This is a genomic window from Polaribacter batillariae (assembly GCF_017498485.1).
GTDB classification, from domain to species: domain Bacteria; phylum Bacteroidota; class Bacteroidia; order Flavobacteriales; family Flavobacteriaceae; genus Polaribacter; species Polaribacter batillariae.
The window spans coordinates 33,784-52,148 of the sequence record NZ_CP071795.1 but is presented as its reverse complement, the minus strand read 5'-3'; the positions used below and the strand labels follow the sequence as shown (position 1 = coordinate 52,148).

The 18,365-nt window shown below is 30.5% G+C and carries 18 protein-coding genes; 10 read left to right on the top strand and 8 right to left on the bottom strand.

The genetic code is table 11. From position 1 onward, the window contains the following. Window positions 1-18: 18 nt before the first annotated feature. From ytxJ to nadC, 7 genes are all read right to left on the bottom strand, one after another. Window positions 19-420 (bottom strand): bacillithiol system redox-active protein YtxJ, encoded by a 402-nt coding sequence (ytxJ, locus tag JL193_RS00225; RefSeq protein ID WP_207971935.1) that lies wholly within the window; start codon window positions 418-420, stop codon window positions 19-21. A 350-nt stretch (window positions 421-770) separates the two neighbouring features. Continuing rightward, entirely contained in the window at window positions 771-1,457 is a 687-nt protein-coding gene (gene folE / locus JL193_RS00220) for a GTP cyclohydrolase I FolE (RefSeq protein ID WP_207971934.1), read from the bottom strand. Window positions 1,458-1,545: 88 nt separating this feature from the next. Then, window positions 1,546-2,913, bottom strand: a complete 1,368-nt coding sequence (hisS, locus tag JL193_RS00215; RefSeq protein WP_207971933.1) for a histidine--tRNA ligase — start codon at window positions 2,911-2,913, stop codon at window positions 1,546-1,548. 206 nt (window positions 2,914-3,119) lie between these two features. Next, complete coding sequence (locus JL193_RS00210) at window positions 3,120-4,064, bottom strand: YihY/virulence factor BrkB family protein (RefSeq protein ID WP_207971932.1); 945 nt, start codon at window positions 4,062-4,064, stop codon at window positions 3,120-3,122. 29 nt (window positions 4,065-4,093) lie between these two features. Beyond that, window positions 4,094-4,573, bottom strand: coding sequence for a hypothetical protein (locus JL193_RS00205; RefSeq protein ID WP_207971931.1), 480 nt, complete (start codon window positions 4,571-4,573; stop codon window positions 4,094-4,096). After that, entirely contained in the window at window positions 4,570-5,142 is a 573-nt protein-coding gene (locus tag JL193_RS00200) for a pentapeptide repeat-containing protein (protein ID WP_207971930.1), read from the bottom strand. The genes JL193_RS00205 and JL193_RS00200 overlap by 4 nt, the downstream gene beginning before the upstream one ends. Beyond that, on the bottom strand, window positions 5,143-6,000 hold the full coding sequence (nadC, locus tag JL193_RS00195) for a carboxylating nicotinate-nucleotide diphosphorylase (protein WP_207971929.1): 858 nt from the start codon (window positions 5,998-6,000) through the stop codon (window positions 5,143-5,145). 168 nt (window positions 6,001-6,168) lie between these two features. Between nadC and rlmH the strand changes: the two genes are divergently transcribed. The 6 genes from rlmH (at window position 6,169) to JL193_RS00165 (ending at window position 11,507) form a co-directional block, all read left to right on the top strand. Next, window positions 6,169-6,642: a 23S rRNA (pseudouridine(1915)-N(3))-methyltransferase RlmH gene (gene rlmH / locus JL193_RS00190; RefSeq protein ID WP_207971928.1), complete on the top strand. Its 474-nt coding sequence runs from the start codon at window positions 6,169-6,171 to the stop codon at window positions 6,640-6,642. Window positions 6,643-7,121: 479 nt separating this feature from the next. Continuing rightward, the gene (locus JL193_RS00185) at window positions 7,122-7,700 is read left to right on the top strand and encodes a non-canonical purine NTP diphosphatase (RefSeq protein ID WP_207971927.1); all 579 of its coding nucleotides are present in this window, start codon (window positions 7,122-7,124) and stop codon (window positions 7,698-7,700) included. A gap of 74 nt (window positions 7,701-7,774) precedes the next feature. Then, entirely contained in the window at window positions 7,775-8,803 is a 1,029-nt protein-coding gene (locus JL193_RS00180) for a FecCD family ABC transporter permease (RefSeq protein WP_207971926.1), read from the top strand. 96 nt (window positions 8,804-8,899) lie between these two features. Continuing rightward, a complete protein-coding gene (locus tag JL193_RS00175) occupies window positions 8,900-9,697 on the top strand; it encodes an ABC transporter ATP-binding protein (RefSeq protein ID WP_207973342.1) in 798 nt (265 codons plus the stop codon). A gap of 69 nt (window positions 9,698-9,766) precedes the next feature. Continuing rightward, window positions 9,767-10,816: a M28 family metallopeptidase gene (locus JL193_RS00170; protein WP_207971925.1), complete on the top strand. Its 1,050-nt coding sequence runs from the start codon at window positions 9,767-9,769 to the stop codon at window positions 10,814-10,816. A gap of 394 nt (window positions 10,817-11,210) precedes the next feature. After that, window positions 11,211-11,507 (top strand): hypothetical protein, encoded by a 297-nt coding sequence (locus JL193_RS00165; RefSeq protein ID WP_207971924.1) that lies wholly within the window; start codon window positions 11,211-11,213, stop codon window positions 11,505-11,507. A gap of 11 nt (window positions 11,508-11,518) precedes the next feature. Here JL193_RS00165 and recG read toward each other — a convergent pair whose 3' ends face one another. Then, entirely contained in the window at window positions 11,519-13,615 is a 2,097-nt protein-coding gene (recG, locus tag JL193_RS00160) for an ATP-dependent DNA helicase RecG (RefSeq protein ID WP_207971923.1), read from the bottom strand. 78 nt (window positions 13,616-13,693) lie between these two features. Between recG and JL193_RS00155 the strand changes: the two genes are divergently transcribed. The 4 genes from JL193_RS00155 (at window position 13,694) to JL193_RS00140 (ending at window position 18,293) form a co-directional block, all read left to right on the top strand. Next, window positions 13,694-14,905 (top strand): RsmB/NOP family class I SAM-dependent RNA methyltransferase, encoded by a 1,212-nt coding sequence (locus JL193_RS00155; RefSeq protein WP_207971922.1) that lies wholly within the window; start codon window positions 13,694-13,696, stop codon window positions 14,903-14,905. Window positions 14,906-14,980: 75 nt separating this feature from the next. Further along, window positions 14,981-17,077 carry an endonuclease gene (locus tag JL193_RS00150; RefSeq protein ID WP_207971921.1) on the top strand — a complete coding sequence of 699 codons (2,097 nt, stop codon included), beginning with the start codon at window positions 14,981-14,983 and terminating at the stop codon, window positions 17,075-17,077. Continuing rightward, window positions 17,074-17,193 carry a T9SS type A sorting domain-containing protein gene (locus JL193_RS17415; RefSeq protein WP_207973341.1) on the top strand — a complete coding sequence of 40 codons (120 nt, stop codon included), beginning with the start codon at window positions 17,074-17,076 and terminating at the stop codon, window positions 17,191-17,193. Before JL193_RS00150 ends, JL193_RS17415 begins: the two co-directional genes overlap by 4 nt. Then, window positions 17,193-18,293 (top strand): endonuclease, encoded by a 1,101-nt coding sequence (locus tag JL193_RS00140; RefSeq protein WP_207971920.1) that lies wholly within the window; start codon window positions 17,193-17,195, stop codon window positions 18,291-18,293. The genes JL193_RS17415 and JL193_RS00140 overlap by 1 nt, the downstream gene beginning before the upstream one ends. Window positions 18,294-18,365 lie beyond the last annotated feature (72 nt).

The following is an 18,365-nucleotide window of genomic DNA, read 5'->3' as shown; positions in this document are numbered from 1 at the left end:
GTTTTACCCAAATTTTTACTAGATAAATCTCGATAAGTCTGTTTGTGTGATTTGGTAATGAGAAGCATTGTATATACAAACCCCATTTTTAACAACAATTAATTGTGGAGATTGGTGCATTACTTGGAAGCTGTAGCCTACTTCATCTGAAATATTTCTGTAATTTAACAAATCTAAATAATACACTTTTAAATTTTGATGTTGTTCTAAAAACAACTTTTCGAATTGTTTTATTACCATACTGCTAATTCCACATCTTGTAGAGTGTTTAAAAATAAGTACAGATTCTGTTTCAGATTCTTTTTTAATAGTTTTTAATTGTTCTAATGAAGTTAATGGAGACCAGTTTAAATATGATTTTTTTTCTGGTTTTGCTTCTTTATTACTTTTCCCACCAAATAGATTGTTAAATACGCCCATTTCTTATTTTTTTAAATTTACCTGTCTTATACGATTTCCTTAGATGAATATTTTTTATAATCTTGTTAAAACTCTCTTCTTAGTCTTCGTTTTTCTCTAAAAATTACAAAAAGGGGAAACACCTTTTTTAAGGTTCGACCCAATAAATGAAATAAGCATAAAAATGAGGTATCTAAAATGTGAAAATAAAACCATCTTTATTATTTCTATAAAAATAAAGAATTTCTGGAAACCAACAATCCTCTCGGAAAAGTAATAGAGGTTTTTGTCTATACAAGAACGACAAAAAATCCGTTTTGATTTTTTTTTTTTTCAAAACGGATTTTTTTAAATGCTATTTAAAGAGAACTTTAGAAATGCGTATCCATTTGCAAATACTGTAAAAATTCTTTTTTTGTTTCTTTTTCTTTAAACTTTCCACCAAATTCTGAAGTTACTGTAGAGCTTTCGATATCTTTTATACCTCTTGAATTGACACACAAATGTTTTGCATCGATAACACAAGCAACATCTTCTGTTCCTAAAGCTTCTTGCATTGCTTGCACAACTTGCATGGTTAAACGTTCTTGAACTTGTGGTCTTTTGGCAAAATACTCTACAATTCTGTTCATTTTAGAAAGCCCTATTACTTTTCCATTCGAAATATAAGCCACATGGGCTCTACCTATAATTGGCAATAAATGATGCTCGCAAGTAGAATACACCACAATATTTTTTTCTACCAACATTTCGCCATAATTGTAATTATTATCAAACGTAGAGGCAGATGGCATATTTGCAGGATTCAACCCCATAAAAAGCTCGTTTACAAAAGCTTTGGCAACTCTTTTTGGGGTTCCTTGAATACTATCGTCTTCTAAATCCATTCCTAAAGTATGCAAAATATCTTTTACGCTTTCTTGGATTCTATTTATTTTTTCTTCGTCAGAAATAGCAAAAGCATCTGCTCTTAATGGCGTTTTTGCAGAAGTTGCTACGTGGTTTTCTCCTATTTCTTCAATTCTTTCGTCATTCATTTTGCTGTTCAGTTCAAACATTTCAATCGTTTATTAAAATGCAAATTTACGTGTTTGCAACGTATTATTTATTTTTCTTAATCAATTATAACTATAAAACTATAATTTTTTATGCTTTTAATTGATTTACCAATTCGTTTAAAGCGCATTTACTTTGCGTTCCTGAAACCATATTTTTTAATGTAAATTCTTGTTTTTCAATTTCTTGAGAACCTACAAGAACTACAAATTCAATTTCGCGTTTGTTAGCGTAGTTCATTTGCTTCTTCATTTTTGTGGCATCTGGATATAATTCTGATTTTACATGATGTTTTCTCAACTCGGCAATAGCTTTCATACAATACAACGCTTCATTTTCTCCAAAATTAACAAACAGTACTTTTGGTTTTGGCAAATCGACCGTTTTAAACAGCCCTAATTCTTCTAAAACCAAATAAATTCTGTCTAATCCAAAAGAAATTCCAACCCCAGAAACACCATTTAAACCAAAGATACCTGTTAAATCGTCATATCTTCCACCACCACCAATAGAACCCATTTTTACTCCTTTGGGTGCAGCAACTTCAAAAATGGCGCCTGTATAATAGTTTAAACCTCTTGCCAAGGTAACATCTACTTCTAAATTTGCAGATTTTAAACCTAATTCAGCCATCGAATTGATAACAAATCGCAATTCGCCTACTCCTTTTTTTCCTTCTTCTGAAGTTTGCAACATCTTTTCTAAAGAAGTTAACTTGTTGATGTTAGAACCCGAAAAATCGAACAAAGCTTGTACTTTTTCAATGGCATTTTCCGAAATTCCTTTAGAAATCATTTCTGCTTCTACTTTTTCTTGACCAATTTTATCTAACTTATCTAAAGCCACTGTAAAATCGATTAATTTATCTTGAGCACCAATTACTTCTGCAATTCCAGACAGTATTTTTCGATTGTTGATTTTGATAGTCGTTCCTTCTAAACCTAACTTACTAAAAACGGTATCATATAATTGAATAAATTCTACTTCTTGCCATAAAGATTGGCTCCCCACAACATCTGCATCACACTGAAAAAACTCTCTAAAACGTCCTTTTTGTGGCCTGTCTGCTCGCCAAACTGGCTGTATTTGATATCTTTTAAAAGGAAATGTAATTTCGTTTTGATGTTGTACCACGTATCTTGCAAAAGGTACTGTTAAGTCGTAACGAAGTGCTTTTTCGGAGATTTGTGAGGTTAACTTTAAGCTGTCTTTTTCTTCGATCAATTTATCATCAGCTTTAGCTAAAAAATCTCCAGAATTCAAAATTTTAAAAATAAGCCTATCTCCTTCTTCACCATATTTTCCCATTAAAGTGGATGAGTTTTCAAAACTCGGAGTTTCAATAGGTTGAAATCCAAAAGTTTCAAAAGCCGTTTTTATCGTATTTATGATGTACGTACGATTGGCAACTTCTGTTGGCGAAAAATCTCTGGTTCCTTTGGGAATGCTTGGTTTCATTTGTATTATTTAATTATTTGTCTTTACGAATTTATTTAAAGACGAATGTATTTTAATTAATAGCTGTTGCGTTTTTCTTATTCGACTTACTCGAAAAATCTAGTACATTTTAAAAACTCATGATGGATTCCTGCCTATGCAGGAATGACAAAACGCAAGAGTGAAATACCTAAATCTACTTCGTGGGCGCAAATATCGTGAAAAAGTTATAATTTTTTGGGGGTTGTAAAGGTTTTATTTCGTCTTCTTAAACTATAAATTGTTGCGTTTAATTCGAAACCTAAAAGCAGAATAATTGCATTGAGCCAAATAAATAACATTAAAATTAAGAGTGTACCAATTGAGCCATACAATTCGTTGTATTTGGCAAATTCGTTTACGTAATAACCAAAAAGATAAAATGTTAAAATCGATAAAATAGTGGTAAAAACGGCTCCTGGCGAGAAAAATCGAGAATGTTTTCCTTCTTTTACACCATAATGATACAACATAGAAACCGTGATAAAAATCATAATTAAAAAGATAAGACCACGACTTAATTGCAACCAAATTAAGTTGTCTTCTAACCAACCTAAAGAAACCATATCTTTTAAAATCAATTCGAAAAAGATGATTAAAATTACGGCAAGCAGTAAAAAAGCAACAATAACGATAGATACCAACATTGCTATAAAATAGGCTTTAAAAACGTTTCTAACTTCTTTTACATGATACGAATATTCGAATCCGCCAAAAATGGCATTCACACCATTGGTCATTAAAAAAATAGAACCTATAAAACCAAAAGAAAGCAAGCCACCATATTGATTGTTAATAATATCTACCAAAACAGAATCTACAGCATCGTAAGTTTTGGGAGGCAAAACATCAGAAATTATGGATAACAAACCTTCTTGAGCGCCTTCAATTGGTATAAAAGGAATTAGCGTAAGCACAAAAAGCAAAAAAGGAAAAATCGCCATAAAAAAACTATAAGCAATCCCTCCTGCTCTGGTGGTTAATGCACCTTCGATAATTCCGATAAAATACATTTCTAAAACGTCGTATAAAGACATGCCTTCTAAACCTGGAATTTTTATTTTCTTTCCAAGTTTTACAAGTATTCCAATAATAGGAATTTTTTCTAGTTTGTCTTCTATTTCTTTGGTCATTATTAGAATTACAAAATTGCAAATTTTATTTAATCAGTTTCTATTTTATTTAAATCGTAAAATAAGGCTTTAAAAAGTAATTTTTTATCCATTTCAGAAATAGAATCTTTTAAAAATAAATAATCTGAACCATAAGCTAAATTAGCTAAAAGACCATAATTTTTATTAAAAACTAAAAATCTTTTATGACTGTTAATTTCTTTTTTTTGATAGAATTTAAATTGTAAACTTTTAGAGTTATACGTTTTTTTATTAAAATAAAATGTATCTAAATTTGAAATTAAAAGATCTTTATCGGAATTGTATTTAAAAAAAAGTCTTTTAATGGTATCTTTTTGATGAAAGTACTCGTAGTGAATAATAGGTTCTTTTTCGTTTACATTTAATTTGAAATTTTTAACGCTATCATTTAAAATTGAATATGAAAAAATGGGAATATCAACTTGTTTTCTTTTACATGAAAAAATAAGTAAACTAATAAATACAGTACGTAAAATTACTTTTTTCATTCAACAATAATTTTATAATTTGTTAATAAGCCTAACAAATTTTCTTTACTAAATTTTGCGTTTTTTAAACGATTTTTTTCTGGATGGATTGTAAAGTGATACGAAGTTCTAAAATCTGATTTTTCTAAATTGCTGTCTTCAAAAATGGCGTTTTTTAAATCACAATTCTCAAAAACACTATTATTTACAATTGCCTCTGTAAAGTCTGCTTCTTCTAAATTACATTTTTTAAAAATAGTATTTGGCGCTTTTAATTGATAAAATGATGAAAAATTCAACTGACAATCTGTAAACGAAAACTGCAATAAAAACGGATTACATTCATGAAACTTTACTCCTATCATTTTACAATTTGTAAAATTTACATCTTTAAAAGAAGTGTCTTTTACAATGGAGTTGCTAAAATTACAATCGATAAACTCACATTCTATAAACTGAATGTTAGAAATATGCATGTTTTCAAAATTACAATTTTCGAAAGTACAGCTATCATATTCACCTTTCTGAATTTTAGATACAGTTGGGTCTATTTTTTTGAAATGTTCATTATAAAAATGATGTTCAAACATTTAAATAGCTTTAAGGCTCAAATCTAAATTATAAACTGAATGCGTTAATGCACCAGACGAAATAAAATCGACACCACATTCTGCATATTTTCTAATGGTTTCTTCGTTAATTCCTCCAGAAGATTCTGTTAGGCAAGTATCGCCAATTAAAGCCACTGCTTTTTTTGTGTCTTCATAATTAAAGTTATCAATTAAAATTCGATAAATACCTTCATTAGAAAGAATTTCCTTAATTTCTTCTAAACTTCTTGCTTCTACAATTATTTTTATATCTAAGCCTTTTTCTGTTAAATATTTCTTAGTTTTTGTAATTGCTGCTGTAATTCCGCCAGCAAAATCTATATGATTATCTTTAATCATTACCATATCATACAAAGCAAATCTGTGATTTTCTCCACCTCCAATTTTTACTGCCCATTTTTCTAAGGCTCTAATACCAGGTGTTGTTTTTCTAGTGTCTAAAACTTTTGTTTTTGTGCCTTTTAGTAAGTCTGCAAAAAATGCAGTTTTGGTTGCAATAGCACTCATTCTTTGCATTGCATTTAGCACTAAACGTTCAGCCATTAAAATGGATTGTGATTTCCCAGAAACATGAAAAACAACGTCACCATATTTTACTTTTTCGCCATCGTTTATAAAAGTTTCTACTTTTAAAGCTGCATCAACATATTTAAAAACTTGTTTTGTGAATTCAACTCCTGCAATAATTCCGTCATCTTTTACAAGTAATTTTGCTTTACCTTCAGCATCTGCAGGAATACAAGAAAGCGAAGTATGATCACCATCTCCAATATCTTCTCTAATGGCATTTTTTATAATGAGGTCTAATTCGTGTTGAAATTGTGCTTCTGAAATCATAAATAAAGTTTAATTCTGATGTAAAAATAGTAATGATTTTCAACTTTTAAGAAGTTCTGATGATTTTATGTTTTAAAACTGATAAATTTGTTGTGACAATATTTGTCTCCTCGAGCGCAGTCGAGAGGTTTTAATAAGGTCTCGACTGCGCTCGACCTGACAGTAACCATGAAAATTAAATTACTCGCCATTGGCAAAACGGATAATAAAAATTTGATTCAGTTAATTGATGAATATCAAAAACGCTTAAAACATTATATAAAATTCGAATTAGAGATAATTCCGGATATTAAAAATGTAAAGAATTTGAGTGAAATTCAACAAAAAGAAAAAGAAGGAGAATTAATTTTATCTAAATTACAAAACACAGATGTTTTGGTTTTGCTTGATGACAAAGGAAAAAACTACACTTCTATTGAGTTTTCAAAATATCTTCAAAAGAAAATGAATGCCGGAATTAAGCAACTGGTGTTAGTAATTGGTGGCCCTTATGGTTTTTCTGATGCTGTTTATAAAAAAGCTAGTGGAAAAATATCATTCTCTAAAATGACGTTTTCCCACCAAATGATTCGCTTATTTATTGTTGAACAACTCTACAGAGGTTTTACCATTTTAAAAAATGAGCCTTATCATCATGAATAAATCTTTCTATTTATAAAATTTGTTTTTTTAGCCACAAAAACAACCTAAATTATTTTAATTTATAAGTTGATAATTTTATTGGTATTAAATAAAATTTTACTGTAAGAATGTAAATTATTATTCGTCCTAGTGAAAAACTTAATCCCTATAATAGTTTTTATTTCTTAAAAAGTAACCCCTAAAAATTCATTACTTTTTAAAGAAAACCTTTAAGAGGCTGTCAAAAAAGTAAATTTAATTGTTATTTTGAGCATTACTAAAATCAAAATATATTTTAATTGAAAGTAACTAACGAAGTTATCGAAAATATAAATTACTGAAATTCAGTAAGTAAGATTTCTACTTTACAATTGAAATGACAAATTTTAATACTTTCGAAACAGCCTCTTCTGTTTATTTATACCATTGATTATTCATAAATTTCAAGAGCAAAGCTCATTTAAAATTGATTACTTTTGTTGAAATTAATAAAGTAATTTATGAAACTTGTTTTTGCTACAAACAACTTAAATAAACTAAAAGAAGTTCAAGAAATACTTCCAAATTCAATAGAATTATTGAGTTTAAAAGACATTAAATGTTTTGATGAAGTGGATGAAACTGAAACTACTTTAGAAGGAAATGCAAAATTAAAAGCCAATTACATTACCAATACATTTGGCTACAATTGTTTTGCAGATGATACAGGTTTAGAAGTTGAAATTTTAAACGGAAAACCAGGAGTTTATTCAGCTCGTTTTGCAGGTGAACCTACTAATTCTGAAAACAATATGCAAAAATTATTATTAGCATTACAAAACAAAAAAAACAGAAAAGCACAGTTTAGAACAGCTGTTTGTTTAAATTTAGATGGTAAACAATTTTTATTTGAAGGAATTTGCAAAGGAGAAATTTTAACACAAAAACAAGGTGAAAAAGGTTTTGGTTACGACCCCATATTTAAACCAAAAGGTTGTAGCGAATCTTTTGCAACGATGAGTTCCGCAGAAAAACATAAAATTTCTCATAGAGGAATTGCAATTCGTAAATTGGTAGATTTTTTAACTAATTATAAATAGTGTCTCATCGAGCGTCGTCGAGAAGTTAAATTAGGTCTCGACTGCGCTCGACCAGACAAGAACACACTTTATAAATGAAACAAAAATCATTCAAAAAACATTTTATTTTTCTATCTATTTTATTGATGGTTTTGTTTTTTGTAAACATAAGTTCAGGCTCTGTTTCCATTCCTTTTAAAGACATTTTTAATGCATTATCTGGTGGCATTGCCACCAAAGAGAGTTGGCAAACCATTATTTTACAATTTAGATTACCAAAAGCAATAACTGCTATTTTGGTAGGTTCTGGCCTTTCTATTTGTGGTTTATTAATGCAAACATTGTTTAGAAATCCATTGGCAGGCCCTTTTGTTTTAGGAATTTCTTCTGGTGCAAGTTTGGGAGTTGCATTGCTTATTTTAGGTTCGTCGTTATTTGGTGGCTTTTTCTTAACCAACTCAATCTCTAATTGGTCTTTACCAATTGCTGCAAGTTTAGGAGCTTTTTTGGTTTTATCTGCTGTAATTATTGCTGCAAATAGAGTTCGAAATACCATGTCTATTTTAATTATTGGATTGATGTTTGGTAGTTTAACCTCTGCAATTATTAGCGTTTTAGCTTATTTTAGTGAAGCTGCAAAAATTCAACAATATTTATTTTGGAGCTTTGGTAGTTTAGGAAATCTTTCTTGGAACGAAATTCTTGTTTTTGGGAGTATTTATTTTCTTGGATTGTTAGGAACCATTTCAATCGTTAAACCTTTAAATAGTTTTTTGTTAGGAGAAAATTATGCGAAAAGTTTAGGAATCAATATAAAAAAAAGCAGAAACATTATATTACTGGTTACAAGTCTTTTAACAGGAGTTATTACGGCTTTTTCTGGACCTATTGCTTTTGTTGGTTTGGCGGTTCCTCATATTGCAAGAATGTTGTTTTCTACCTCTAATCATAAAATATTATTACCAGCAGTTGCTATTTTAGGTGCAATTATTTTGCTAATTTGCGATGGAATAGCTCAATTACCAACGAGTGAATTTACGCTGCCAATAAACGCAATTACATCACTTTTTGGTGCACCTGTGGTTATTTGGTTGCTAATTCGAAAAAAGAAGCTATTTGTGTAGCCTCTTAAATGTTTTCAAAAAAAAGAAAAAAGAGCTCGTTTGTGAATAATACAATATAAAGTCGAATTTGAAACTCTGAAGCTAAATTTATAAAAAATCGAACATACATATAAAAATATCATCCTAAAAACCGAAAATCTAACAATTGGTTATCAACAAAAAAAACAAGCGAAAATTGTTTTTTCTGACGTGAATTTATCCATCAAAAAAGGAAAACTAATTAGTGTTTTGGGTAAAAATGGTATTGGAAAATCGACCTTATTAAGAACCATTTCTAAGGTTCAAAAACCACTTGATGGCAATGTAATTCTAGAGAATAAAAATTTAAATAATTATACCGAAAAAGAACTTTCTACAAAATTAAGTTTGGTGCTCACAGAGCATTTACCAGAAAGCCAATTAACTGTTTTTGAGTTAATTGCACTTGGCAGACAACCCTACACGAATTGGATTGATAAACTCTCTAAAGAAGATATCGAAAAAGTAAATCTTGCAATCGAACAAACAGAAATAAAACATTTAAAAAACAACCGTTTTTACGAGTTAAGTGATGGGCAATTGCAACGCGTTTTAATTGCCAGAGCATTGGCACAAGACACCCCAATTATTATTTTAGATGAGCCCACTGCGCATTTAGACATGCACCATACACTAAAAATATTTTCACTTTTACAGAAATTGGTCGCAGAGACCTCGAAAACCATCTTAATTTCTACACACGAAGTTAATTTGGCAATTCAATTATCAGACGATATTATTCTATTAACAGAAAATACCATTTTCTCTGGTACTTCTTTAGAATTGATAAAAATGAATGCTTTTGACGATTTGTTTCCTAAAAATATCATAAATTTTAACAAAACGTTACAACAGTTTGTCATCAACAAAAATTAATTTTGAAACGCTTGTAACTTTTGTTACATTTGGTTACTTATAACAACAAACAAAATACTTTTTTAATCGATGAGAAAAATACTTTATGTTGCTAGTGCAGTCGCTTTTATGGCTTGTAGTTCTAGTAAAAATGCATCTAATGAAGATGCAAACGTAGATCAGGCTGCAAAATATGCAAAAAGCATTACAGCAAAAGATTTAGGAAAACACTTATTTGTTTATGCTTCAGACGAATTTGAAGGTAGAGAAACTGGTGAACCTGGGCAGAAAAAAGCGGTAGAATATTTAAAAAATTTCTATGTTTCAGAAGGCATTGCTTCTCCTTTAGGTGGCGATGATTATTTTCAAGAAGTACCTGCAGATTTTTTAAACAAGCGCAACAGAAGAACTCCATTAAAAGACTCTGAAAACGTGGTTGCTTTTATAAAAGGAAGCGAAAAACCCGATGAAATTGTTGTAATTTCTGCACATTTAGATCACGAAGGAATTAAAAAAGAAGAAATTTATAATGGTGCAGATGATGATGGTTCTGGAACTGTAGCCATTTTAGAAATTGCACAAGCTTTTCAACTGGCGAAAAAAGCAGGAAAAGGCCCAAAACGTTCTATTTTATTTTTACACGTAACTGGTGAAGAAAAAGGCTTGTTAGGCTCTAAATATTATACAGATGTAGATCCTATTTTTCCATTAGCAAACACCGTTTGTGATTTGAATATAGATATGATTGGTAGAATTGACGATAGGCATAAAGCAGACCCAAATTATGTATATTTAATTGGTTCAGATAAGTTAAGTACAGAGTTACACAACATTTCTGAAGCAGTAAATAAAAAATATACGAATATTAATTTAGACTATAAATATAACGATGAAAATGATCCTAATAGATTTTACTATAGATCAGACCATTACAACTTTGCAAAAAACAATGTGCCCGTTATTTTTTATTTTAATGGAACGCATGCAGATTATCACAGACCTACAGATACTCCAGATAAAATTAATTACGAGTTGTTAGAAAACAGAACACGTTTGGTTTTCTATACTGCTTGGGAAGTTGCAAATATGGAAAATAGAATTGTTGCAGACAAAGCTGAAGTAAAAGAAACTTCGAAATAATATCTTTTCTTAAAACATAGAAGAAACTGTCACAAAAGTAAATGTAACTGTCATTTTTGAGCATTACTAAAATCAAAATATATTTTGATTGAAAGTAGCTAACGAAGTTATTGAAAAATGTAAAATGCTGAAATTCAATAAATAAGATTTCTCCATTACAGTCGAAATGACAAAATTACTGTAGAAATGACAAAATATAGTCGAAATGATAAATATTAATACTTTCGAGACAGCTTCTTTTTGCTCTATAAATATTGTATTCTTTAATAATCATGCATAAAATTGCATTTTATCATTTAAAGGCTTTTTTTATTATCAATTTCAGAAATTATTAACAAATAAAAAAATAATTTTATTTATTTTTGTTTCAAGGTTATTTTAAAGCATTACTTATATGAAAAAGTTATTATTTATTGTAGCAGTTTTTATTGGATTTCAAACAATTGCACAAAACAAAAAAAGAGTTTTAGGGGCAGAAGCTAAAAATTATAAATACTGGGAGCATAAAAAAGCATCTACTGTAATTACATTAAATACATTTAAACATGTAAATTTAAAAGGTCCAGAAGCTAAAAATTTAAAAATTTGGGAACGTAAAAAATCTGATACTAAAATCGTATTGGCTAGAAATACTAAAATTAGAAAAGTAACAGGTCCAAAAGCAAAAAATTACAAACCTTGGCAAGATTAATTGTATTGCCATTAACTTATATTAGACCAAATCTTAGACGATTTGGTCATTTTTATATAGGCTTGTTTTATCGGTAAGTTTTTTTCTTGAGACAAATTACCATCTTCTTGTAATATTGAAATCGCTGTATTTCTGGCAGCTACTAATATTTTAGAATCTTTTACCACATCTGCAATTTTTAAATTTAAAACTCCACTTTGTTGTGTGCCCATCAAATTTCCAGGACCCCGTAGTTTTAAATCTACTTCTGCAATTTTAAATCCGTCTGTGGTTTCTACCATCGTTTTTAGTCTTGTTTTTCCTTCTTCAGATAATTTATAACTCGATAATAAAATACAATAACTTTGGTCTGCTCCTCTACCTACTCTTCCTCTTAATTGGTGTAATTGAGACAGTCCAAAACGTTCTGCACTTTCAATAATCATAACACTTGCATTGGGTACATTTACCCCCACTTCAATTACAGTAGTTGCGACCATAATTTGTGTTTCGCCATTTACAAAGCGTTGCATTTCAAAATCTTTGTCTGCAGGTTTCATTTTTCCATGCACAATGCTAATTTGATATTTGGGCGAGGGAAATTCTCTAGAAACACTCTCATAACCATCCATTAAATCTTTATAATCCATGGCTTCAGATTCTTCTATAAGAGGATATACAATATACACTTGCCTCCCTTTTGCAATTTCGTCTTTCATAAATTTAAAAACCGACAATCTATTGCTATCAAAACGATGTACGGTTTTTACTTCTTTTCTTCCTGGTGGCAATTCGTCTATTACAGAAATATCTAAATCGCCATAAACAGACATTGCCAAAGTTCTTGGAATGGGTGTGGCTGTCATTACTAAAATGTGTGGAGGCAATATATTTTTTGTCCACAATTTTGCTCTTTGAGCGACACCAAACCTGTGTTGTTCATCAATAATAGCGATTCCTAAATTTTTAAATTTTACTTTATCTTCTAGTAAGGCATGTGTTCCTACTAAAATGTGCAAACTTCCATCTTCTAAACTCGCATGAATTTCTCTTCGTTTTTTTGTTTTTACGGAACCTGTTAAAATATCAACCTTAATATTCATTCCTATTAAAAGTTCGGAAACTGCTGTAAAATGCTGATTTGCCAATATTTCTGTTGGTGCCATAATGGTGGCTTGAAAACCATTATCAATGGCTAAAAGCATGGTTAATAAAGCGACTATTGTTTTTCCTGAACCCACATCTCCTTGTAAAAGACGATTCATATGGGCGCCAGTAGAAACATCATTACGTATTTCTTTTACAACCCTTTTTTGGGCATTCGTTAATTCAAATGGTAATTTTTCTTTATAAAATCGATTGAAAACTTCGCCCACATTTTCGAACACAAATCCTTTGTTTTTTGTTTTATTGATGAGTTTCTTACGCAATAATTGCAATTGAATAAAAAACAATTCTTCAAATTTTAGTCTGTTTTGTGCTTTTGCTAAATTTTCTTGACTTTTAGGAAAATGCACATTTAGCAAGGCATCACGTTTAGACATCAACTTAAAATCATTTATAATCTCTATCGATAAACTTTCTTGAATGCCATCATAAACTTGTTGCAATAAATTCTGAATATAATTGCGCATTAGTTTATTAGAAACCCCAGAATTTGTTAGTTTTTCTGTAGATGGATACACAGGTTGCATTTTGGCCTGCAATTTTTTTTTGTATTCTGTAACCAATTCCATTTCTGGATGTGGAATGCTAAAATTGCCATTGTAATGATTTAATTTTCCATACACCACATAAGGCTCGTTTATCTTGAGCGAATCTTTAATCCATTTTTGTCCTTTAAACCAAACCAATTCCATAGTTCCAGTAGCGTCTTGAAACGTTGCCACTAGCCTACTTCCTCTTTTTTGAGCAACAGATTTTACACGTGTAACTTTACCAACAATTTGAACTTCTGAAGAATTGGGGTGCAGATCTTTTATCGCATAAAACTGTGTTTTATCTATATATCTAAAAGGAAAGAAATTTAATAAATCGTTACAGGTTTTTATACCCAATTCTGCATGCAAAAGGGCTGCTCTTTGTACGCTAATTCCTTTAATGTATGTAATTGGATAATTTAAATTCAACTTTAACAGGTTTGTAAAAACGAAAATACAAAATACCTTTTATTTCATGTATCTTTGCACCCGATTTATAATTGAAAAATGAGATTACACAGAAACTTAACATTTGCTGTTATCGACAGTATTAGAGATATATTTAACGAAGGTGTTTATGCAGATAAAGCTGTAGAAAAAGCCTTAAAAAGAGACAAACGTTGGGGAGCAAGAGATCGTAAATTTGTTGCAGAAACCATTTACGACATTGTTCGTTGGAATCGTTTGTATGCAGAAATTGCAGAAGTAAAAGTACCTTATGATAGAGATAATATTTGGAGATTATTTTCTGTTTGGTGTATTTTAAGAGGCATTGCCTTGCCAGATTGGAATCAAATTGGCGATGTTCCAGAAAGAAGAATTAAAGGACGTTTTGCTGAATTATCTAAAATAAGAAAATATAGAGAATCTATTCCAGATTGGATGGACGAACTTTGTGTTGCCGAATTAGGAGAAGAAATTTGGACAAAAGAAATTGCTGCTTTAAACGAACAAGCAAAGGTAATTTTAAGAACCAATACTTTAAATATCACGAAACAAGCACTTCAAAAGAAGTTAAAATCTGAAAATATAGATACCGAATTTGTACCCAATCATCCAGATGCTTTATTACTTCCAGAAAGAGCCAACGTATTTAAAACGGAAGCTTTTCATAATGGTTTTTTCGAAGTACAAGATGCTTCCTCTCAATTAGTGGCAGCGTACTTAGATGTAAAACCGGGCATGAAAGTGGTAGATACCTGTGCTGGAGCTGGTGGCAAAACATTGCATTTAGCTGCATTAATGGAAAATAAAGGGCAAATTATTGCCATGGATATTTACGAAAGCAAACTTCGTAAACTAAAGGTAAGAGCCAAAAGAAATAAAGCACATAACATTGTAATGCGTGTAATTGATTCTACCAAACCCATAAAAAAATTACATGAAAAAGCAGATAGGGTCTTAATAGACGCACCCTGTTCTGGTTTAGGGGTTATTCGCAGAAACCCAGATTCTAAATGGAAATTACAACCAGAATTTATAGATAATATTAAAAAAGTACAGCAAGAAGTTTTGCAACAATATTCTAAAATGGTAAAACCTGGAGGAAAAATGGTATATGCAACCTGCTCTATATTACCGTCAGAAAATCAAGACCAAGTTCATAATTTCTTAACATCGGAAGCTGGAAAAAAGTTTACCTTTATTTCCGACAAAAAAGTGTTGGCACATATCTCTTGTTTCGATGGATTTTACATGGCGCTTTTAGAAAGAAAATAATTTTATAACATTGCTAGCTATAACGTTTTATTGTTGAAAAGGAAATATTATATTTTTAATTTATTCATTTAACCTATGATTCGTAAAGTCATTCCTTTTTTTGCATTTCTATTTTTTACTTCCTTAATTTTCTCTCAAGAAAGTTATTATTCAGATGTAAATTTAAACCTAACTGGTGTTACTCTAAAAGAAGAGCTAGCCACTAAAATTATTGCTACACACACTCAATTTTTATTTTATGATCAAATCTGGAATGCTTCACAAGCAACAGATGTAAATCCAACAAATCCTCAAGAGGTTTTGTTAGTTTATGGTTGGGAAAACGGAACAGATACAGATATTACAAACAACAGAACTCGAGGTATTAATGATTTTAGCGGAAGTTCTGGAGATTGGAATAGAGAGCATATTTTTTCTCGTTCTTTAGGAACTCCAAATCTTGGAGAAGCTGGTCCTGGTTCAGATGCCCATCATTTAAGACCTTCAGACGTTCAAAGAAATTCATCTAGAGGAAACCGATTTTTTTCTGATGGTTCTGGTGCTAGTTCTGGAGCCACTACAGAATCTTATATAGATCCAATAGATGGTACAAATTCATTCGGTTGGTTTCCAGGAGACGAATGGAAAGGAGATGTTGCAAGAATGATTATGTATATGTATTTGCGTTATGGTAACAGATGTTTACCTACAAATGTTGGTTTAGGTAGCTCCTCTTCTACTCCAGATGATATGATCGATTTATTTTTAAAATGGAATGTAGAAGATCCAGTTTCCGATTTTGAAAAAGCAAGAAATACCTATCATGAAAACACTGCAAACCTGTATGCGCAAGGAAACAGAAACCCGTTTATAGACAATCCTATTTTAGCTACCAGAATTTGGGGAGGCCCAAAAGCAGAAGACACTTGGGGAATTTACACCAGTTCAGATACTGAAGCGCCATCTACACCTAACAACTTAACGGCTTCTAATATTACCACTTTTTCTGTTGATGTTTCTTGGACAGCCTCAACAGATAATATAAAAACTACTAGCTATGATATCTTTGTTAATGGTATTTTATCTAAAAACACAACTGAAACTTCCACAACTATTAATAACTTAAACTCTAATACAAACTATTCTTTTACGGTGTTAGCAAAAGATATTGCCAATAATACCTCTGCTCAAAGTGCAGCAATAAACATCACAACTTTAGAAGATACAGAAGCACCATCTACACCTACAAACATTGTTATAAGCAATCAATCTGGTACTTCTTTTGTAGCTTCTTGGAATGCTGCTACAGACAATACAGCAGTTACAAGTTATAACGTTTTTATAGATGGAAGTTTTTTAGCTTCAACACAAGAACTAACATATACTGTTACAAATCTTTCTGTTTCTACAACTTATGCTGTACAAATTTCAGCAAAAGATGCTGTAAACAATACATCTCCTTTAAGTACAGCTGTAAATGCAACGACTACAGATGGTTCTACAACTACTGCCAATGAATTATTTTTCTCTGAATATGTAGAAGGTTCTTCTAATAATAAGGCTGTGGAAATAGTAAACGTAACTTCAAATGATATCGATTTGAGTGCATATAGTTTAAAAAGACAAAAAAATGGAGGTAAAGACGCAAGAGATGATTGGGAAAACGAACTAAAACTTTCTGGCATTATAAAATCTAAAATGGTGTATGTTATTGTAAATGGTGGTGCAGAATTTAGCTCTTCTTCAAGTGACCCTAATGTAGCCATAGCAGGAGACTTTTTAATTTCTAAAGCAGATTTTATTCAACCAAATGCAAGTGAAACAAATTTTGGTGCACCAATAAACTTTAATGGTGATGATCCTATAGGGTTATTTAAAAACGATGTTTTAATAGATATTGTTGGAACCTATAATAGTGGAGGTGGAAATTTTGGAAAAGATAAAACGTTACGAAGAAAAAATGGAGTGGTACAACCAAATACTGCTTTTGATCTTGATAACGAATGGGATATTTTACCAAAAGATACTGTAGATGGCATTGGAACACATAGTGCAATTTTAAATGTAGCATCGTTTTTAGAAAATGGAATTTATTTATATCCTAATCCAGCTGATTCAACTTTATTTATGGAAAATAAAAATAATATTAACATTAAAAACATGACAATATTTAATTATTTAGGTAAAAAATAATCACTGTAAAAAAAACTGAAAATAAGATAGATGTTTCTACTCTAAGTAATGGAGTATATTTTATAAAATTCAATATAAATAACACTATTTATAGTTCTAAATTCATCAAAAAATAATGAAACAAAAACTACTTTTTTTAATTGCTTTTTTAACGGTTTCTATTGGGTTTTCACAAATTCCAGACGGCTATTATAGCAGCGCAACAGCAAGTGGTTATGCTTTAAAAACACAATTAAAAAATATTATAGACCATATAAATGACGGAAATGGACAAGCTTTTCACGATATAAGTGTAACTTATGGCGATTTATGGGATTTATACGAAACATCAGACGTAAGAAGTGACGGAAAAGTTTGGGATATTTATAGCGATTGTAACTTTACGTTTTCAACAGACCAAGATAGAGGTTCTGGAGGTGCAACAGAATGCGATAAATATAATAGAGAGCACACTTTTGCACAAAGCTGGTATGGAGGCAGCAACTCACATCCCTTAAGAGGAGATGCGCATCATGTTTTTCCATCAGATAAAAAAGTAAACGGAATAAGAAGCAATTATGCTTTTGGTGAAGTTTTAACTGCAGATTACACTTCTAATAATGGCTCTAAAAGAGGTACAAGTAGTATTGCTGGGCCAAATGATAAAGTTTTTGAACCTATAAATGAATTTAAGGGAGATATTGCTAGAGCTTTATTTTATGTTTCAGTTCGTTATCAAGATGAAATCAGCAGCTGGGAAAATAATAACAATGGAGCTGACAATATGCTTAATGGAACTAGTGATAAAGTTTTTGAGCAGTGGGCTTTAGACATGTTGTATCGCTGGCATTTAGAAGACCCTGTAAGTCAAAAAGAATTGGATAGAAATGATGAAATTTTTAAACATCAAAAAAATAGAAACCCTTTTGTTGATCATCCTGAATATGTAAGCGCTATTTGGGGTGCTGTATTGTCTGTATCACAAGAACCTTTGTTAGAAGACATTTCTATTTATCCAAACCCAAGTACAAGCAATAGCATAACAATTACCATTCCTAGCAACTTAAAAATAAATCGTATTGTTTTATACAACGTAATTGGTGCTACCATTTACCAATCTAACAACCCAAAAACAGTAAATCAAAAAATAAGAATTAAAGACTTACAAAATGGTTTTTATATTTTAAAAATAAAAAGTAATACAAACCGTATTTCAAGAAAAATTATAATTCAATAGCTTTGTTAATAACCTTCTTAAAAAACTCGCAATATTTGCGAGTTTTTTTATGCTTTAAATTCAATTCAAAGA

What these genes read in the sequence shown, in the direction of transcription:
- JL193_RS00205 (WP_207971931.1), bottom strand. Translation starts at nt 4,573, where the DNA reads ATGAAAAAAGTAATTTTACGTACTGTATTTATTAGTTTACTTATTTTT.
- JL193_RS00165 (WP_207971924.1), top strand. Translation starts at nt 11,211, where the DNA reads ATGAAAAAGTTATTATTTATTGTAGCAGTTTTTATTGGATTTCAAACA.
- hisS (WP_207971933.1), bottom strand. Translation starts at nt 2,913, where the DNA reads ATGAAACCAAGCATTCCCAAAGGAACCAGAGATTTTTCGCCAACAGAA.
- ytxJ (WP_207971935.1), bottom strand. Translation starts at nt 420, where the DNA reads ATGGGCGTATTTAACAATCTATTTGGTGGGAAAAGTAATAAAGAAGCA.
- JL193_RS00170 (WP_207971925.1), top strand. Translation starts at nt 9,767, where the DNA reads ATGAGAAAAATACTTTATGTTGCTAGTGCAGTCGCTTTTATGGCTTGT.
- JL193_RS00155 (WP_207971922.1), top strand. Translation starts at nt 13,694, where the DNA reads ATGAGATTACACAGAAACTTAACATTTGCTGTTATCGACAGTATTAGA.
- nadC (WP_207971929.1), bottom strand. Translation starts at nt 6,000, where the DNA reads ATGATTTCAGAAGCACAATTTCAACACGAATTAGACCTCATTATAAAA.
- JL193_RS00180 (WP_207971926.1), top strand. Translation starts at nt 7,775, where the DNA reads ATGAAACAAAAATCATTCAAAAAACATTTTATTTTTCTATCTATTTTA.
- rlmH (WP_207971928.1), top strand. Translation starts at nt 6,169, where the DNA reads ATGAAAATTAAATTACTCGCCATTGGCAAAACGGATAATAAAAATTTG.
- JL193_RS00200 (WP_207971930.1), bottom strand. Translation starts at nt 5,142, where the DNA reads ATGTTTGAACATCATTTTTATAATGAACATTTCAAAAAAATAGACCCA.
- folE (WP_207971934.1), bottom strand. Translation starts at nt 1,457, where the DNA reads ATGTTTGAACTGAACAGCAAAATGAATGACGAAAGAATTGAAGAAATA.
- JL193_RS00140 (WP_207971920.1), top strand. Translation starts at nt 17,193, where the DNA reads ATGAAACAAAAACTACTTTTTTTAATTGCTTTTTTAACGGTTTCTATT.
- JL193_RS00150 (WP_207971921.1), top strand. Translation starts at nt 14,981, where the DNA reads ATGATTCGTAAAGTCATTCCTTTTTTTGCATTTCTATTTTTTACTTCC.
- JL193_RS00210 (WP_207971932.1), bottom strand. Translation starts at nt 4,064, where the DNA reads ATGACCAAAGAAATAGAAGACAAACTAGAAAAAATTCCTATTATTGGA.
- JL193_RS00185 (WP_207971927.1), top strand. Translation starts at nt 7,122, where the DNA reads ATGAAACTTGTTTTTGCTACAAACAACTTAAATAAACTAAAAGAAGTT.